General features: G+C 59.9%; 13 protein-coding genes. 8 read left to right on the top strand and 5 right to left on the bottom strand.

The features are described 5' to 3' along the window. Positions 1–14: 14 nt before the first annotated feature. Together HMPREF2884_RS01795 and coaA are read right to left on the bottom strand one after the other, a co-directional pair. Complete coding sequence (locus HMPREF2884_RS01795) at positions 15–941, bottom strand: M15 family metallopeptidase (protein WP_070615106.1); 927 nt, start codon at positions 939–941, stop codon at positions 15–17. A gap of 151 nt (positions 942–1,092) precedes the next feature. Next, complete coding sequence (gene coaA / locus HMPREF2884_RS01790; protein ID WP_070615103.1) at positions 1,093–2,049, bottom strand: type I pantothenate kinase; 957 nt, start codon at positions 2,047–2,049, stop codon at positions 1,093–1,095. A 183-nt stretch (positions 2,050–2,232) separates the two neighbouring features. Between coaA and glmS the strand changes: the two genes are divergently transcribed. The 3 genes from glmS to HMPREF2884_RS01775 all read left to right on the top strand — a co-directional run bounded on the left by glmS (position 2,233) and on the right by HMPREF2884_RS01775 (position 6,486). Continuing rightward, positions 2,233–4,116 (top strand): glutamine--fructose-6-phosphate transaminase (isomerizing), encoded by a 1,884-nt coding sequence (glmS, locus tag HMPREF2884_RS01785; protein ID WP_070615100.1) that lies wholly within the window; start codon positions 2,233–2,235, stop codon positions 4,114–4,116. A gap of 275 nt (positions 4,117–4,391) precedes the next feature. Next, positions 4,392–4,829: a holo-ACP synthase gene (locus HMPREF2884_RS01780; RefSeq protein WP_005505045.1), complete on the top strand. Its 438-nt coding sequence runs from the start codon at positions 4,392–4,394 to the stop codon at positions 4,827–4,829. Between the two features lie 70 nt (positions 4,830–4,899). After that, the gene (locus HMPREF2884_RS01775; protein ID WP_070615095.1) at positions 4,900–6,486 is read left to right on the top strand and encodes a bifunctional ADP-dependent NAD(P)H-hydrate dehydratase/NAD(P)H-hydrate epimerase; all 1,587 of its coding nucleotides are present in this window, start codon (positions 4,900–4,902) and stop codon (positions 6,484–6,486) included. 216 nt (positions 6,487–6,702) lie between these two features. Here the strand turns inward: HMPREF2884_RS01775 and HMPREF2884_RS01770 are convergent, their stop codons facing one another. From HMPREF2884_RS01770 to HMPREF2884_RS01760, 3 genes are all read right to left on the bottom strand, one after another. Beyond that, a complete protein-coding gene (locus HMPREF2884_RS01770) occupies positions 6,703–8,184 on the bottom strand; it encodes a sugar transferase (RefSeq protein ID WP_070615092.1) in 1,482 nt (493 codons plus the stop codon). Positions 8,185–8,691: 507 nt separating this feature from the next. Further along, positions 8,692–9,474 carry a phosphatase gene (locus tag HMPREF2884_RS01765; RefSeq protein ID WP_070615091.1) on the bottom strand — a complete coding sequence of 261 codons (783 nt, stop codon included), beginning with the start codon at positions 9,472–9,474 and terminating at the stop codon, positions 8,692–8,694. 28 nt (positions 9,475–9,502) lie between these two features. Further along, complete coding sequence (locus tag HMPREF2884_RS01760) at positions 9,503–10,765, bottom strand: glycosyltransferase (RefSeq protein WP_070615088.1); 1,263 nt, start codon at positions 10,763–10,765, stop codon at positions 9,503–9,505. Between the two features lie 144 nt (positions 10,766–10,909). Here HMPREF2884_RS01760 and alr point away from each other — a divergent pair, with 144 nt between their 5' ends. From alr to tsaD, 5 genes are all read left to right on the top strand, one after another. After that, entirely contained in the window at positions 10,910–12,223 is a 1,314-nt protein-coding gene (gene alr, locus HMPREF2884_RS01755; RefSeq protein ID WP_070615087.1) for an alanine racemase, read from the top strand. After that, complete coding sequence (gene tsaE / locus HMPREF2884_RS01750) at positions 12,223–12,828, top strand: tRNA (adenosine(37)-N6)-threonylcarbamoyltransferase complex ATPase subunit type 1 TsaE (protein ID WP_070615083.1); 606 nt, start codon at positions 12,223–12,225, stop codon at positions 12,826–12,828. Before alr ends, tsaE begins: the two co-directional genes overlap by 1 nt. A gap of 23 nt (positions 12,829–12,851) precedes the next feature. Continuing rightward, positions 12,852–13,667 carry a tRNA (adenosine(37)-N6)-threonylcarbamoyltransferase complex dimerization subunit type 1 TsaB gene (gene tsaB, locus HMPREF2884_RS01745; RefSeq protein WP_070615081.1) on the top strand — a complete coding sequence of 272 codons (816 nt, stop codon included), beginning with the start codon at positions 12,852–12,854 and terminating at the stop codon, positions 13,665–13,667. After that, positions 13,668–14,207, top strand: coding sequence for a ribosomal protein S18-alanine N-acetyltransferase (rimI, locus tag HMPREF2884_RS01740; RefSeq protein WP_070615079.1), 540 nt, complete (start codon positions 13,668–13,670; stop codon positions 14,205–14,207). 144 nt (positions 14,208–14,351) lie between these two features. Further along, positions 14,352–15,452 carry a tRNA (adenosine(37)-N6)-threonylcarbamoyltransferase complex transferase subunit TsaD gene (gene tsaD, locus HMPREF2884_RS01735; protein ID WP_070615077.1) on the top strand — a complete coding sequence of 367 codons (1,101 nt, stop codon included), beginning with the start codon at positions 14,352–14,354 and terminating at the stop codon, positions 15,450–15,452. The last annotated feature ends 159 nt before the right edge of the window (positions 15,453–15,611 follow it).

The following is a 15,611-nucleotide window of genomic DNA, read 5'->3' as shown; positions in this document are numbered from 1 at the left end:
GCTTAGCCCAGAGCCTAGCTCGCACTTGCATAATCGGGTGCCGCACCCGTACCGATGAACTCCTCAAAAGTCTTCGCACCCGAAGACACATACTCCTGAGCAATCTGCACACCCACATAACGGTAATGCCACGGCTCAAAACGATAACCGGTCACCGACTGACGACCATCAGGGAAACGCAAAATATATCCGTAACGCGGAGCATTCTTCGCCAACCACTGACCAGCCAGCGTATCGCGGTAACACTCCTCCAGACGGCAACCCTCAGGAGAAGCAAAATCAATCGCCAAACCCGTCTGATGCTCCGAATAGCCGGGACGAGCCGACAACTGGTCTGCCACCTGCTGGCCGTTCACCGAAACCCAATACTGATAGGTCTGCTGCTGCACCGCATACGAACGATACGCGCTAGAAACAAGCAGGGTCACGCCGTCGGTCGCCGCCGCATCAATCATCGTGTCCGCCGCCTTAGCCGCCTCAGCACGCAATTGATGGCCGTAGAACTCCACCAGGTCACTCGGCTCCCAGTCCTGCTGCGCAAAAGGGCGCATCTTATTCACGAGGCAACGCAACGAGTCCGGCTGAGACTCAACACTCGGCTGAGCAAGAGCCAACGGGGAAGAAGACGTGCTCGCAGAAGCTGAAGTGCTGGCAGAAGCACCGGTAGCAGAAGCAACAGGGGAGGGCGCGGCAGAAGAGGTCGCCGCAGTGGAAGAGGCACTAGAAGAAGCCACTGAAGCCGTCGCAGACTCAGAAGCAGAAGCGCTCGCTGCAGAAGATGAAGAGGAGGCACCCTGACCCTGTGAACCACCCTGCGAACCACAAGCCACCAATAGCGCCGTGCCGCCAACCCCCAAAGCGGCACCCAAGAGAGCGCGGCGGTTCAGCGCAGAACTATTAAGAGACTCCTGAGCGGTAGACGTACGGTGCAGAGACTTCACAATAACTCCTCATCATGGCGTAGATGCAAACAAAAAGCGCCGGAAGCCTAAACCCACCCCGCGAGGGAGTGGAGCCTCCGGCGCCTTCTACTAGAATGCACCACAATACCGGCTAAAAGCCGCACACGAACACTAAAAACCTAAAGAACCTCTAGTTCTTACGCAGAAGAACCTGCTCCACGGTATGCTCGGCACCCTTCTGCAGAATCAAATGCGCACGAGCACGAGTCGGCAAAACATTCTGCACCAGATTAGGCTCATTCACGCTCTTCCAAATGCCGGTCGCTACCTCAACCGCCTGCTCATCGCTCAGCTCCGCATAACGCTTGAAATACGACTCCGGATTCGCAAAAGCCGAAGAACGCAGAGTCAAGAAACGATTCACATACCAGCGCTCAATATCCTCAGTGCGGGCATCCACATAAATAGAGAAATCAAAGAAATCGCTCAGCGTCAGATCGGAAGTCTCCGGACCCTCAGCCTGAGAAGGCGCCAAAACATTCAAACCCTCAAGAATCAGAACATCCGGTGCCGTGACCTCAATATGCTCATCCGGCATGATGTCGTAATACAGGTGCGAATACTTCGGCGCCACCACACGCTCGGCACCGGACTTCACCTGCGACACAAAATTCAACAGGGCGCGGCGATCATAAGACTCCGGGAAACCCTTGCGGTGCATAATGCCGCGACGCTGAAGCTCCGCATTCGGGTACAAGAAACCATCCGTAGTCACCAACTGAACCTTCGGAGTCGAAGGCCAGCGACTCAAAAGAGCCTGCAAAATACGAGCCGTCGTCGACTTACCCACAGCAACAGAACCCGCCACACCAATAATGAACGGGACGCGACGCTGAGACACATGCAGAAAATCATTCGTCATATGGTTCAGCGAGGATGCGGCAGTTACATACAGATTAAGAAGGCGAGAAACCGGCAGATAAATACGCTGCACCTCTTCAAGGTCGACAGTTTCACCCAGACCACGAAGAGACTCAATTTCCTCAGCACTGAGGGGGACAGAAATCTCATTGGCTAGGTGCGACCAACGGGAACGGTCAAGATGCATGAAGCGGTCATCGCCAGAAAAATACGGTGCGGTGCTCATTTATCTAAGTGTACGAACTTTCAGCCCGCGGGGAAAATACCCACCCTCACGGTTTGTTTGTAGAAATAAATTGATGGAAAGAAAAGGGTAAAACCTGAAAAGCTAGGAAAGCCACATTAAACGTGACGCATAACGGTATTTCACCGTGCGCATATCTGGATACTTGTGGGATAAACTTATAGCATGTGTGGAATCGTAGGATATGTAGGTCTGGACACTGCTCCGGACGGTAACAAGTTTGACCACAACGCATACGATGTGGTCCTCGAAGGTCTGCGCCGTCAGGAATACCGCGGCTATGACTCTGCTGGCGTGGCACTCGTGTGCCCCGACGGCATCGTATTCCGTAAGAAGGCTGGTAAGCTCCTGAACCTTGAGAACGAGGTCAAGGAACACCCCCTGCCTGACTCCCAGATTGGTATCGGTCACACCCGTTGGGCAACCCACGGTGGACCCACTGACAACAACGCTCACCCCCACGTTGTCGACAACGGCCGCCTCGCCGTCGTACACAACGGTATTATCGAAAACTTCGCAGAACTGCGTGCCGAACTGCTCGCCGAAGGCGTAGAGTTCGCATCTCAGACCGACACCGAGGTAGCTGCAGCAACCATCGCAAGCATCTACAACAAGCTCGGTACCGGTGACCTCACCGAGGCAGTACGCGTCGCATCCAACCGCCTCGAAGGTGCATTCACCATCCTGGCTATCCACGCCGACCACCCGGACCGCGTTGTGGCAACCCGCCGCAACTCCCCGCTGGTTATCGGCCTGGGCGAGAACGAGAACTTCCTCGGCTCTGACGTCTCCGCGTTCATTGACTACACCAAGGAAGCCGTCGAAATGGGTCAGGACCAGATCGTGACCATCACCGGCACTGACTACTCCATCATCGACTTCGAAGGTAACCCCGCAGAGGGCAAGCCCTTCCACATCGAATGGGACGCAGCAGCAGCCGAAAAGGGCGGCTTCAACTCCTTCATGGAGAAGGAAATCCACGAGCAGCCCACCGCAGTTGAACAGACCCTCATGGGCCGCCTCGACGAGAACGGCAACCTCACCCTCGACGAGCTGAACATCGACGACTCGGTGCTGCGCTCGATTGACAAGATCATCGTTGTTGCATGTGGTACCGCAGCATACGCAGGCCAGGTGGCACGCTACGCCATCGAGCACTGGTGCCGCATCCCCACCGAGGTCGAGCTCGCACACGAGTTCCGCTACCGCGACCCCATCGTGAACGAGAAGACCCTCATCGTGGCACTCTCGCAGTCCGGCGAAACCATGGACACTCTGATGGCAGTGCGCCACGCACGTGAACAGGGCGCAAAGGTTATCTCCATCTGCAACACCCACGGCTCGACCCTGCCCCGCGAATCCGACGCTGCGCTGTACACCCACGCAGGCCCCGAAATCGCAGTGGCATCCACCAAGGCATTCCTGGCACAGATTACCGCAGCATACCTGCTCGGCCTGTACCTGGCACAGCTGCGCGGCAACAAGTACAAGGACGAAATCGCTTCGATCCTCGCCGAGCTGCAGAACATGCCCGCAAAGATTCAGAAGGTCATCGACAACGACACCCAGGTCAAGGAACTGGGCGTCGAAATGAAGGATGCCTTCTCCGTGATCTTCCTCGGCCGCCATGTGGGCTTCCCCGTCGCAATGGAAGGCGCACTCAAGCTCAAGGAAATCACCTACATCCACGCTGAAGGCTTCGCAGCAGGCGAGCTCAAGCACGGCCCCATCGCACTGATCGATGAAGGCCAGCCGGTTATCGTGGTGGTTCCCTCCGCAAATGGTCGCGACTCCCTGCACGGCAAGGTCGTCTCCAACATCCAGGAAGTGCGCGCACGCGGCGCCTTCACCATCGTCATCGCCGAGGAAGGCGACGAGGCCGTCAAGCCCTACGCAGACCGCCTCATCACCGTCCCGGCATGCCCCTCGCTGCTACAGCCCCTGCTGGCAACCGTGCCCCTGCAGATCTTCGCATGCGCACTGGCAGAAGCTAAGGGCCTGGACGTTGATCAGCCGCGTAACCTCGCAAAGTCCGTGACCGTGGAGTAATCCTCAGAAGTAATCATCTGGAGTAATCCTCGGAAATTGCCTCGGCGATAACGAAAGGGCGGTGGTTGAGTTCTCTAAGAACTCAACCACCGCCCTTGTCGTTTACTTAGGCGGTTATTCGTGGAGTAACCAAAAAATGACGCTGTGAAACAGGCATCAACCATGCGTCATATTTGACGCTATCCCACCTAAAAGAAACGAATCTCGCTAGACTTAAAACAAGAGAAACCGCAAACAGGACGCGGTTACCACCCCTACCGTAAAAGGTGAAGCTCATGATTATGGGAATCGGCGTAGATACCGTCAACATTGAACGATTCGAGCGAATCGTGACCGAAACACCAGCCTTCGTCCGCCGCGTCTTCACCCCCAACGAACGCACCCGGAACGTACGCTCCCAAGCCGTACGATTTGCCGCTAAAGAAGCAGTCGCAAAAGTACTCGGAGCACCCGCCGGACTCAACTGGCAAGACTGCGAAGTCGCCACCGCCGAAAGCGGCCAGCCCTACCTCATCATTCAGGGCACCATCGCCCGCCGAGCCAAAGAACTCGGCATCAACCGCATTCACCTCTCGCTGACCCACGACGAACCCATGGCCATCGCCATCGCAACCGCCGAATACCTCAGCGACGCAGAACTGGCGCACCTGCAAAAGTTCAACCCCGAAAGCTACCGACTCAGCGTCATCGCCGGTGACGACACCGACGACTAACGCAGAGTCACACCAACACCACAACCAGGTGACCCCTAAGGCCCGCACGGTGCCACCCAAGGAGACAGCAATGAAGCTCATCTACACTGCTTCCCAGGTACGCGAAGCAGAAAAGCCCTACATCGAAGCCGTCGACTACGACGGCTACCTCATGCAACGTGCCGCAGACGCCGTCGCAGCCGAAGCGCAGGAGCTACTCCACGGCACAGAAAACGCCAAAATCCTGCTCCTCATCGGCCCGGGCAACAACGGCGCAGACACCATCTACGCCGGCGCCCGCCTCAGCGCCAAGGGCCACCGCGTTGACGCAGTCATCTTCGACCCCAGCGAAAAGAACCTCGAACTCATCGCCCGCGAAGGTGGCGAAGGCACCCGCGTACTCGACCCCGAACACACCCTCGAACACCTTACCGGCTACGACCTGACCATTGACGGCATCCTCGGTACCGGCTCCAGCGGCGCCGTACGCGGTAGCGCCGGCGAATACCTGGGCGTACTCCGTGCAGCGCAGCTCGACGGTAAGCTCGGCGCAGTCCTCGCAGTAGACACCCCCTCCGGAGTCGACAACAACCGCGGAACCGTGCACGAACCCTCCCTGCGCGCCGACCGCACCGTCACCTTCATCGGCCACAAGCTACCGGCAGGCACCTGCCACAGCGTCCACTCCGGAGACATCAAACTCTACGACCTGGGCGTTCCCGAAGCCCTCAACTCCCACAAGCCCGCCCTGCGCGTTCTCGACCGCGAAGACTACCGCGAGCTCATCGAAGTACCCGACGAGCACTCCCACAAGTACACCCGCGGCGTACTGGGCATGCTCACCGGTAGCCTCGAATACCCCGGCGCGGCCCTCATGAGTGTACGCGCAGCCCTCAACACCGGCGTGGGCATGGTCCGCTTCAACGCCAACTCTCACGAGCTACGCCAGCTCATGATTGCTCACAACCCCGAAACCGTCTACTTCAGCGGCGCCCCCGCCCTGCAGAGGGTCACCGTCTGGGCCGGCGGATCTGGCTCTAGCCACGACTCGCTGGATAAGAACCGCTACCTGCTCCACTCGCCCGAACCCGCCATCCTCGACGCGGGCGCCTGCGACCTGGCGGCAGAATACCTGGCAACCGGTAAGCACCTCGGCTCCCACAAGATCCTCACCCCGCACGCCGCAGAGCTCGAACGCTTCCTGCGCATCGTGCACGAGCTCGCCCCCGAAACCTGGAAGAAGCACCTGGGTGACGCCATCGTACCCAGCCGCAAGGATATCGACGCAGAACCCTTCCGCTGGGTACGCGCCGCCTCCGAACTTTCCGGCGCCACCGTCATGCTCAAGGGCGGCTACACGCTCATTGCGGCACCCAACGGCGCCACCTACAGCGTTGCCGGAGGAAGCCCCTGGCTCGCCACCGCAGGCAGCGGTGACACCCTCACCGGCATCTACGGCGCCCTGCTCGCCCAAACCGTAGCCGCCTTCGACGCCCGCGGAGAAGCCCTAGAAGGCTGCACCTTCGCCTCCATCGGCGCGCTCGCAGTCTACCTGCATGGTGAAGCAGCACGCGCCAGCGCCACCGGAAGCGTCAAGGACGCTCTGCCCGGCCCGGCACCCGCAACCCGCGTTGCGCAGATGCTCCCCGAAGTCATCGCACGCCTCATCGCCGAATAGGGGAGCGGAACTAGCGCCCTGATGTTCTGACGCTTGTCTAGAAGCGAAGAGCTGACCAGATACCCTGGGCACACAGAAGGGGCGTGAATCCACCGGAAATGGATTCACGCCCCTTCAACGCGCTTATATCAATACACGATGCCGAGCTGCCTGTGCCGGGACAGCATCACTAAAAACCGGCATACGAACCAGCGGGAGAAACTCCCACCATCCTTCTTAGTACGCGCCTTCCTTAGCGAAAACCGCACGGACAGTACGCAGAAGAATAATGAAGTCACCGGTAAGCGACCAGTTCTCAACATAGTAGAGATCCAGACGAACCGACTCTTCCCAGGAGAGATCACTACGACCCGAAACCTGCCACAGACCGGTAATACCCGGCTTCACCAGCAGACGGCGGTACGCAATGTCCTCGTACTGCTCAACTTCCTCAACCAGCGGAGGACGCGGACCCACCAGCGACATATCGCCAATGAACACGTTCCACAGCTGAGGCAGCTCATCAATCGAGTACTTACGGATGAACTTACCAATGGGAGTAATACGCGGGTCGTCCTTCATCTTGAAGAGCACGCCGTTACCCTCGTTCTGCTCCATGAGGCGCTTCTTGACCTCTTCAGCGTCAGTACGCATCGAACGGAACTTCACCATCTTGAAAAGCTCACCGTTCAGACCCACACGACTCTGCAGGAAGAAGACAGGGCCACCATCACGCTTCACCAGCAGTGCCACCACCAGGAATAGCGGAGAGAGCAGAATCAAACCCAGACCCGAAGACACAACATCCACGGTGCGCTTGAAGAACGCCGACAGGCCGGTAATACGCGGAGTCGACACGTGCACCAGCGGCAGACCGTTCAACGGCTGCATGTGCATACGCGGACCAGCAATATCGGTCGTCGCAGGAGCCATAATCAGCGAAATATGTGCATCAGCCAGCTTCCAACCCAGCAGGCGAACCTGATCCGGGCTCAAGTGGTGACCATTCGTAACAGCAACCATATGAATATCGTTCTCGCGGATAGCATCCATAATGTCAGCCGGAGAAGTGCTGTAACCAAGCACCGGAATCGGTGCGCCAGCAACAGTGGTACCCGGGGTGAAACCGGGCAGATAGAACGCAGCGGGGGACAGACCGGAAGCAACCACGCCCTCCAGGTTCTTATACAGGTGCTGACCGGTCGTCACATCAGAAATAATCATGACGCGAGTGAGCGCACGACCGCGGGTACGCGAACGCACCAGACCCTGACGAATCAGCCAACGCTCAACGAGCAGAAGGAACAGACCCAGCGGGTAAGCAATCAACAAGTACATGCGGGTGACGTCAACCTTGAGGAAGAACGCCACAATAATCAGCAGGCAGAAGAAATAGGTGCTACCGCGAGTAATGAGACGGTACTCCTCGTTGCCGAAACCCATGATGCGCAGGCTACGGGAGCCGTTCACCTGGAGGATAAACCACCAGCCGATGACCATACCGACGCCCAGGAAAATGTAATCAATAGCGGGAATACGGCCATCCAAGGCGTTAATAGGCCAAACGTTCACATAGGGCAGGTCAGCATTCTCCCACCCGAAACGAATCAGATGCGCAGCGACAACCGCGATAACAATGGCGAGAAAATCGCCAAAGTAAAGGGCGCGCTGAACCTTGGGATGCCAGCTTCGCTTGACGACGAAGTCTGCACCCCACATTTTTTTAAGACGATCTTGTACTTTCAACGGTGTAATCTTCCCCGGAAATTTGTCCTGTGTCGTGGACTGAGAGCGGCGAATAGGCACATTTACCCCTAATTATCGGTGTAAGGGAGACGTGTCCTAGTCTATGTTCTGAATGAATGAGTGAACCCTTAATCTTGCTGAGTGAATAATGGCAGAGATTACGGTAAAGGCGCTGGTTAGACGCCTAGTGGAGCGTTATATGAACCCACAGAGCGCATAAACGTGTTCCGTAAACTATTCTACGGGGTCGGGGGTCTTACGTCTCGAAGAATAAAGCCGTAAAGTCGCTCCCGCGTGATGAAATCAATCACAGAAAAAGAAGAGAATAAGAGCCCCCGAGAAGAATGCCTAGTGAAGCTAAGAAACTCCTAAAAACACCAGACTATTTCACACGCCTGCAGAAAAACAATAACCGGCATATAAAACGACAAACCCCGGAGGCTCAACAACAAACCCTACACACACGGTGTAAAAGGGACATTAAGGACGCTCAAGCCCCGCACGATCCAAAATAAAATCAATCATCGGCTCATAACGACGCGGCGGAACGTTATCGTCCATCGGCACGCACACCGGCAGGTCCCCCTGCTCAGCCGCCACAAACAGACCCGGGTCATTACAGTCCGCAATACCAATCGTCAGCAGCTTACAGGTCGAGGACGCATAACCAGCCATACCGTGATCTGAAACCACCAGATCCGGAGTCACACCGCGCGCCTTCAACTGATCCAGCGCGATGCGCATCGGGCCGGGGAAATGCGTATGCTGCAGATTACCGTACTGCTCAAACATCACGACATCCATAATCTGACGGACATCGCCGTCCAGGAAGCGCTCGCCCTCCTCAATCTGAAGAACCTCAGCGCCGGCAGCCTTCGCAGCCGCAGCCATCACCGCATAGATGGGGAACAGACCCGCCGGGTGACCGGTCGCAAACAGAATACGAGAACCCGCACGCACCGCCTCACCGAAGATGCGGGCGTACTCCTCCAGCGCGCTGATGCACTGCTTGGCACCAATAGTGTCCTGACCGTGAGTATGCGAACGATCCGGGTTCAGACCCGCGCGGCGGACCATCACCTCAAACACCGAATCGTAATCCCATTCGCGGGTCCACTGCACACCAAACTCAAGGTGCTCATTACCGTCCAGGAAACCCTGAATATGGTCCAGGTTATTCTCTCGGGCGGTTGCCACCTCGCCGGTAATACGCACAGAATCCAGGTACGCGGCGAACTCATCGCGGCTCATCGAGAAAGACATTAAAACTCCTCACAACGTGAAAAATACATTACTGCGAGATACCCTCACGTACCTCGGCATAAGCTTCCAGGGTCTTACGCGCCGTCTGCTCCCAACCCATCGTGCGGGCACGCGCCGCGGCGTTTGCACCCAACGAATGACGCAGATACGGGGCACGCACCAGACGCTCAATAGCCGCAGCCCAACGCTGCGGAGTACGAGGCGCCACCAGCAGACCCGTACGGTGGTTCTCCACCGCATAACGCAGACCGTCAGCATCCGTAGCGAGCACCGCCGCGCCGCATGCCTGCGCCTCCAGAGCCACCAACCCGAACGTCTCAGACGACGACGGGGACGCCACAATGTCGGCGGCACGGAAAATATTCGCCAACTCAGACGCCGGAACCGGGTCCTTCAAATGCACCCGATCTGCCACACCCAGCTCAGCTGCGCGCTGCAACAGGCGGCGCTCATAATCCGAATCGGAGCGACCAATAATATCCACGTTCACCTGCAGATCGGAGGGGAGCAGCGCGAGCGCCTCCACCAGTAGATGCGGGCCCTTCAACGGCTGAGGCCTACCGGCAAACACAATGCGGCAACGAGTCTCCGAGGTGTCATTGAGCGGATGCACGCCAGGAATCGTATGGAAAATCGAGGTGTCAACACCCGGCGGGATAATGGCAAGCTTCTGCGCGTCCGTACCGTAGTACTCGCCCATCTGCTGCGCCTCCAGGGGAGTATTCACAATCACCCGGCTCGCGGAGCTACTCATCAGACGCTCGGCGCGGTATCGTTCCTCAGGCTCGGGTGCTTCACCTTCGCCGCGGCGCGCATCCTTGGCGGCAGCCGTCGTATGCGGAGTGAAAAGAACGGGGACCGGGAAGCCAGTGCCCTGAGCCGACCACAGCTGGGATGCGCGAGCCGCAGCCTGACCAGACAGCCAATAGTGGGCGTGAATAATATCCGGGGTGTACAGTGCCTGCTCCACACACGCCTGCGCAAAATCATCGGTGACCGTAGCCAACTCGTTCTTCGAAAGACCACGAGCAGACGGAATATCAAGGCTGTGGCGCACAATGCGCTCGCCGGGCTGAGGAGGCTGACGGAACGGCGAATCAGCCGGAAGCGCCTCACCGCGGTCCAGCGTGAAAACCTCAACCCGCAGCTCCGGATCGAGCTCCAGCATGGCGTGCACCGACCGGGCAATATAGACGTTCATGCCGCCTGCATCTCCGCTACCGGGTTGCGCAAAAGGGTCGGTGTGCATGGAATACACGTGAACCGTCCGAACCGGCGGCAGAGTGCTCATCGATGCTTTCCTCTCTCAAAGGTGTACCTGACCTAGTGTAGCGCGACAGGACTTTCGCACACCGGGAGGTCTAGAATTTAGTAGAAAAGAGGCTGCCCAAGCGCAGCCTGTAGTACCCGCCCGTCAGAAGGACCGTGAAGGACCATGACTCACCCTCAGCAGCCTGCCGAACCGCTCTACTGCCCGCCCTGCACCCCGGCAGAGGCAGAGCGAAGCGCCACCATTGACCTTGATGCGCTAGAACATAATGTGCGCCGCCTCAAGGAACTTATTGGCGACCGTGCGCTCATTGCAGTGATTAAGGCGGACGCGTACGGTCACGGCGCGTACCCGGTGGCACGTTCGGCTATTGCCGCCGGTGCCGACCTACTGGGTGTGGTGCACGTGAATGAGGCGCTGGAACTGCGTGCTGACGGTATTGAGGCGCCGCTCATGGCGTGGCTGCACACCCCCTCCACTGATTTTGAGGCGGCACTGCAGGAGAAGGTCCGCCTGGGCGTTTCCGGTTGGGACCTGGAGGCGGTAGCCGCCGCCGCTGAACGCACCGGCGAGCGCGCTATCGTGCATCTTAAGGCTGATACCGGTCTGGGTCGTAACGGTGCTACCGCGGCGGATTGGCCCGCGCTGGTGGCTCGCGCCGCCTCCCTGGAAGAGTCTGGGCTGATTACTGTTGAGGGTATTTTTAGCCACCTGGCGGTTGCTGATGAGCCGACCCGCGCCGAGACTGCTCAGCAGCTCGACACTCTGGATACTTTTGTGACTCAGGCTCGTGAGGCTGGCCTGGCCCCGAAGATCGTGCATTTGGCGAACTCCCCGGCGACCCTGACCGCCTCGCTGGAGGGCTGGGACACGGAGGAGCGTCTGCTCGGTGACGGCGTGCGTTGCGGCCTCGCGCTGTACGGTCTTTCCCCGCTGCCGGAGGTGACCGCTGAGGACCTGGGGTTGAAGCCCGTCATGACGGTGGGCAGCTACATTGCCGCCGTGAAGGAAGTTCCTGCAGGTCAGGGCGTTTCCTACGGTCTGCGCTACCACACTCCCAAGGCAACCACCCTGGCGCTGGTGCCGCTCGGCTACGCTGACGGCGTGCCGCGCATTGCGGAGAACGCGCCGGTGCGCATCTACCCGGGCGCGCAGAACGCGGAGAACGGCTCCGTGCCTAACAATACGGAAGGTAAGACCTACCGCGTGGTCGGCCGCATCGCCATGGACCAGATGGTCGTTGACCTGGGCGAACCCGGCCTGAGCGACCCCGCCCTGGGCTACCTGGGTGCGCCCGCCATCCTTTTTGGTGCCGGTGAGAACCCGCCCGTGGAAGAGTGGGCGGATGCCGCGCAGACCATTAACTACGAAATCGTGACCCGCATTTCGTCCCGCGTGGAGCGCCTCTACGTTGGCGGCTCCTGGGTTGAAGCTGAGCTGAACGAGCTGTGGGGTACCGGGCAGGAGCAGGAGGGCTAATGAGCGCTGAGTATATTTCTGCCGCACTCGACCTGGATGTGACCGGCCCCGACCATACCCGCCGCCTGGCGCTCACCCTGGCGCAGCACCTGAACGCAGGGGACGTACTGTTGCTTTCGGGCGAGCTCGGTGCGGGCAAGACCACGTTCACCCGCTCCCTGGGTGAAGGCCTGGGCGTGCGCGAAGGCGTTATCTCACCGACCTTCGTGCTCTCGCGCGTGCACCCGAACCTGCCGGACGGACCCCGACCCGGCGGCCCCGACCTGGTGCACGTGGACGCCTATCGCCTCTCCAGTGCCGAAGAGCTCGACGACCTGGATCTGGAGTTCTCCCTGCCGCGCTCTGTGACCGTCATCGAGTGGGGCCGCGATAAGGCTGAGCACCTGAGCGATTCCCGCCTGGAGCTGGACTTTACCCGCCTGACCGGTGCGGATGCACGCTTCGCCTACTCGGGCGCCGAAGAGTTCAGCTGGGACGACGAAGACGAGGACGAAAGCGACGAGGAAGCGGACACCCCCGAACCTCGCCTGCTGCGGGTGCGTGCCTTCGGCCCCCGCTGGGAGCACGCTTTTGACGCCCTGAAAGAGGCCCTGCAGAGCGCCTAGAGCCCGCGCGTTAGAATGATAGGGTGCTAGTACTTGCCCTTGATTCATCCGCCACCGCATCTGTGGCGCTCGCCCGTGTGCACGGCTCCGAAGCCGGTGCGTCCTTCGAAATCCTCGCCCGCTACGAGAGTGAAGATACCCGCTCCCACGCCGAGGTGATGGGCCCCTACGCGCAGGCGGCCCTGCAGGACGCTGGCGTGCGCGGCGAAGATTTGGATGCGATTCTGACCGGTACCGGTCCGGGACCTTTTACGGGTCTTCGCGCCGGTATCGTTACTGCGCGCGCTCTGGGTTTTGCCTGGTCGGTGCCGGTGTACGGCATGATGAGCCTGACCGCGCTGGCTGAGCGTGCTGTGTCTGGCGCGGCTGCCGGTGAAGAGAACGTAGAACGAGCGTTCGCCTCTGCTGAAGGTGCTGAGCCTGTAGAAGGTACTGAGCTGCTCGTACTCTCCGACGCGCGCCGCCGCGAAGTCTACTCCGCCCGCTACCGCGTGAACGGCGAAGGCTACAGCCTGGTGGACGGCCCGAACGTATGCCCCGCCTCCAAAATTCTGCCCGGTGGGGCTCCCTCCTACGCCTACGGTTACGGTGCTGGCCTGTACTCCGAGGCCCTCGAAGAACACGGCTGGACCATCGTCGAATCTGCCCGCGGGGTTCACCCCCACGCCGAGTACCTGGTTGCCGCCGCGGCGCGCCTGGGCGTAGAGAACCTGAGCGAGGACACCTCCGCCCAGTACCTGCGCGACTCGGACGCAAAGGTCCCCGCCGCAATGCTCGCCCGCCAGCAGAAGCAGGCCGAGCAGACCGCTGCACAGGATGCCGCGCAGAAGGAGAACTAAATGAGCGCTACCGACAATATCGTGCGAGACGACCTGGCACTGAATAACCTGGCGCTGAATAATCTGGCACTGGGCGCCCGCCTGCGCGTTGCCGAACTTGCCGACGTGCAGGCCATGCACCGCATGGAAACCGCCCTGTTTCCCGCCGACGCCTGGCACATCGACATGTTCCTCGAAGAGCTGACCCACCCGACCCGCACCTACTACATGCTCGAATTACCTGCAGAAGGTTCGGAAGATAACGAGGGCGGCTGGCGTGCCATCGGCTACTGCGGAACCATGGTCGTAGCCGACACTGCCGACGTTCAAACCATCGGAGTGCTCCCCGAGTACGAGGGCCACGGCTTCGGCCGCGCCATGCTTGAGCAGATGCACGAGCGTGCCCGCGAGCAGGGTGCCGAGCGCATCCTGCTGGAGGTGCGTGCCGACAATCCGCGCGCCCAGCGCCTCTACGAACGCAACGGCTACCGTGCGATTCACGTACGTCGCGGCTACTACGATGACGGAACCGACGCCATCATTATGGAATGTACGTTCTAAATGCTCCGTTGGGCTAAACGGCAACCCATGCGATAGGGGCGAGTATCCGCTGCCCTCTATGCCGCGGCATCCCTACATCACAGCATCCTTATATCACTGCAACTAGAAGCACTACGCGCAGACAGCGCAACAGAAAGATAGACTATGAGCACTCGCGAACCCCTCGTTCTGGGCATCGAATCCTCCTGCGATGAGACCGGTATCGGCATTGTGCGCGGTGCACAGCTGCTCAGCAACACCATCTCCTCCTCCATGGAAGAGCACGTGCGCTTCGGCGGCGTGATCCCCGAAATCGCCTCCCGAGCTCACCTGGACGCCATGATCCCCGCCCTCAAGGCGGCACTTGCCGAAGCGGACATCACCCTCGATCAGGTGGACGCTATCGCCGTCACCGCTGGCCCCGGCCTGGCGGGCGCACTCATGGTGGGTGTCTCCGCGGCGAAGGCGCTCGCTATTGTCACCGGCAAGCCCCTCTACGGCATTAACCACCTGGTCGCCCACGTTGGCGTTGGCCTGCTGGAGGACAACGGCACCGAAGACGGCTCCGACCTGCTGGCGAATGCCGGTTCCGGTGGTCTGGGTGCGCTGCTGGTCTCTGGCGGTCACACCGAAATCCTGCAGGTGCGAGACATTACCTCCGATGTGCGCCTGCTCGGCGCGACCCTCGACGATGCCGCAGGCGAGGCCTACGACAAGGTCGCCCGACTGCTCGGCCTGGACTACCCGGGCGGCCCCGCGATTGACCGCGCCGCCGCCGAGGGTAACCGCAACGCCTTCGTGTTCCCGCGCGGTCTGTCGAACCGCAAGTTCATGGGCACCGCCGAGGAGCCCGGCGCACACCGCTACGATTTCTCCTTCTCCGGTCTGAAGACCGCCGTGGCGCGCGTGATTGAAAGCTTTGAAGCGGCCGGTGAAGAGGTCCCGGTTGCCGATATCGCCGCGTCCTTCCAGGAGGCGGTCGTGGACGTCATCACCAAGAAGGCGATGCTTGCCTGCCGCGAGCAGGGCATGAAGACCCTGCTGCTCGGCGGTGGCGTGGCGGCTAACTCGCGCCTGCGTGAGCTGCTTGCCGCCCGATGCGCCTCCGAGGGGGTGCGCCTGATTATCCCGAAGTTCACCCTGTGCACCGATAACGGCGCGATGGTTGCGGCGCTGGGTGCTCGCCTGGTCGCCGCCGGTCGTGAGCCCTCGGGCGTGGACTTCACGACGGACTCCTCGCTGCCGGTGACCACGGTCTGTTTCTAGGCGGGCTGCCTCTGAAATAGCTACTTCCGCAGGGATTATTAGCGCGAGCCCGTTGATGCGGCTCGCCTCGAAAATGCTCATAGAAATGCCTCGGCACAGTCTCACAAAGGACTGCGCCGAGGCATTTTCTGTATTCAAGCTTTAGTTACGGGGGGGGGG

Source organism: Rothia sp. HMSC073B08, from assembly GCF_001812975.1.
GTDB classification, from domain to species: Bacteria; Actinomycetota; Actinomycetes; order Actinomycetales; family Micrococcaceae; genus Rothia; species Rothia mucilaginosa.
This window is presented reverse-complemented; position numbering and strand designations above follow the sequence as displayed.

Coding starts and splice junctions, on each gene's coding strand:
- glmS (WP_070615100.1), top strand. CDS start 2,233: ATGTGTGGAATCGTAGGATATGTAGGTCTGGACACTGCTCCGGACGGT.
- HMPREF2884_RS01770 (WP_070615092.1), bottom strand. CDS start 8,184: ATGTGGGGTGCAGACTTCGTCGTCAAGCGAAGCTGGCATCCCAAGGTT.
- HMPREF2884_RS01760 (WP_070615088.1), bottom strand. CDS start 10,765: ATGAGCACTCTGCCGCCGGTTCGGACGGTTCACGTGTATTCCATGCAC.
- coaA (WP_070615103.1), bottom strand. CDS start 2,049: ATGAGCACCGCACCGTATTTTTCTGGCGATGACCGCTTCATGCATCTT.
- alr (WP_070615087.1), top strand. CDS start 10,910: ATGACTCACCCTCAGCAGCCTGCCGAACCGCTCTACTGCCCGCCCTGC.
- tsaE (WP_070615083.1), top strand. CDS start 12,223: ATGAGCGCTGAGTATATTTCTGCCGCACTCGACCTGGATGTGACCGGC.
- HMPREF2884_RS01780 (WP_005505045.1), top strand. CDS start 4,392: ATGATTATGGGAATCGGCGTAGATACCGTCAACATTGAACGATTCGAG.
- HMPREF2884_RS01775 (WP_070615095.1), top strand. CDS start 4,900: ATGAAGCTCATCTACACTGCTTCCCAGGTACGCGAAGCAGAAAAGCCC.
- rimI (WP_070615079.1), top strand. CDS start 13,668: ATGAGCGCTACCGACAATATCGTGCGAGACGACCTGGCACTGAATAAC.
- HMPREF2884_RS01765 (WP_070615091.1), bottom strand. CDS start 9,474: ATGTCTTTCTCGATGAGCCGCGATGAGTTCGCCGCGTACCTGGATTCT.
- tsaD (WP_070615077.1), top strand. CDS start 14,352: ATGAGCACTCGCGAACCCCTCGTTCTGGGCATCGAATCCTCCTGCGAT.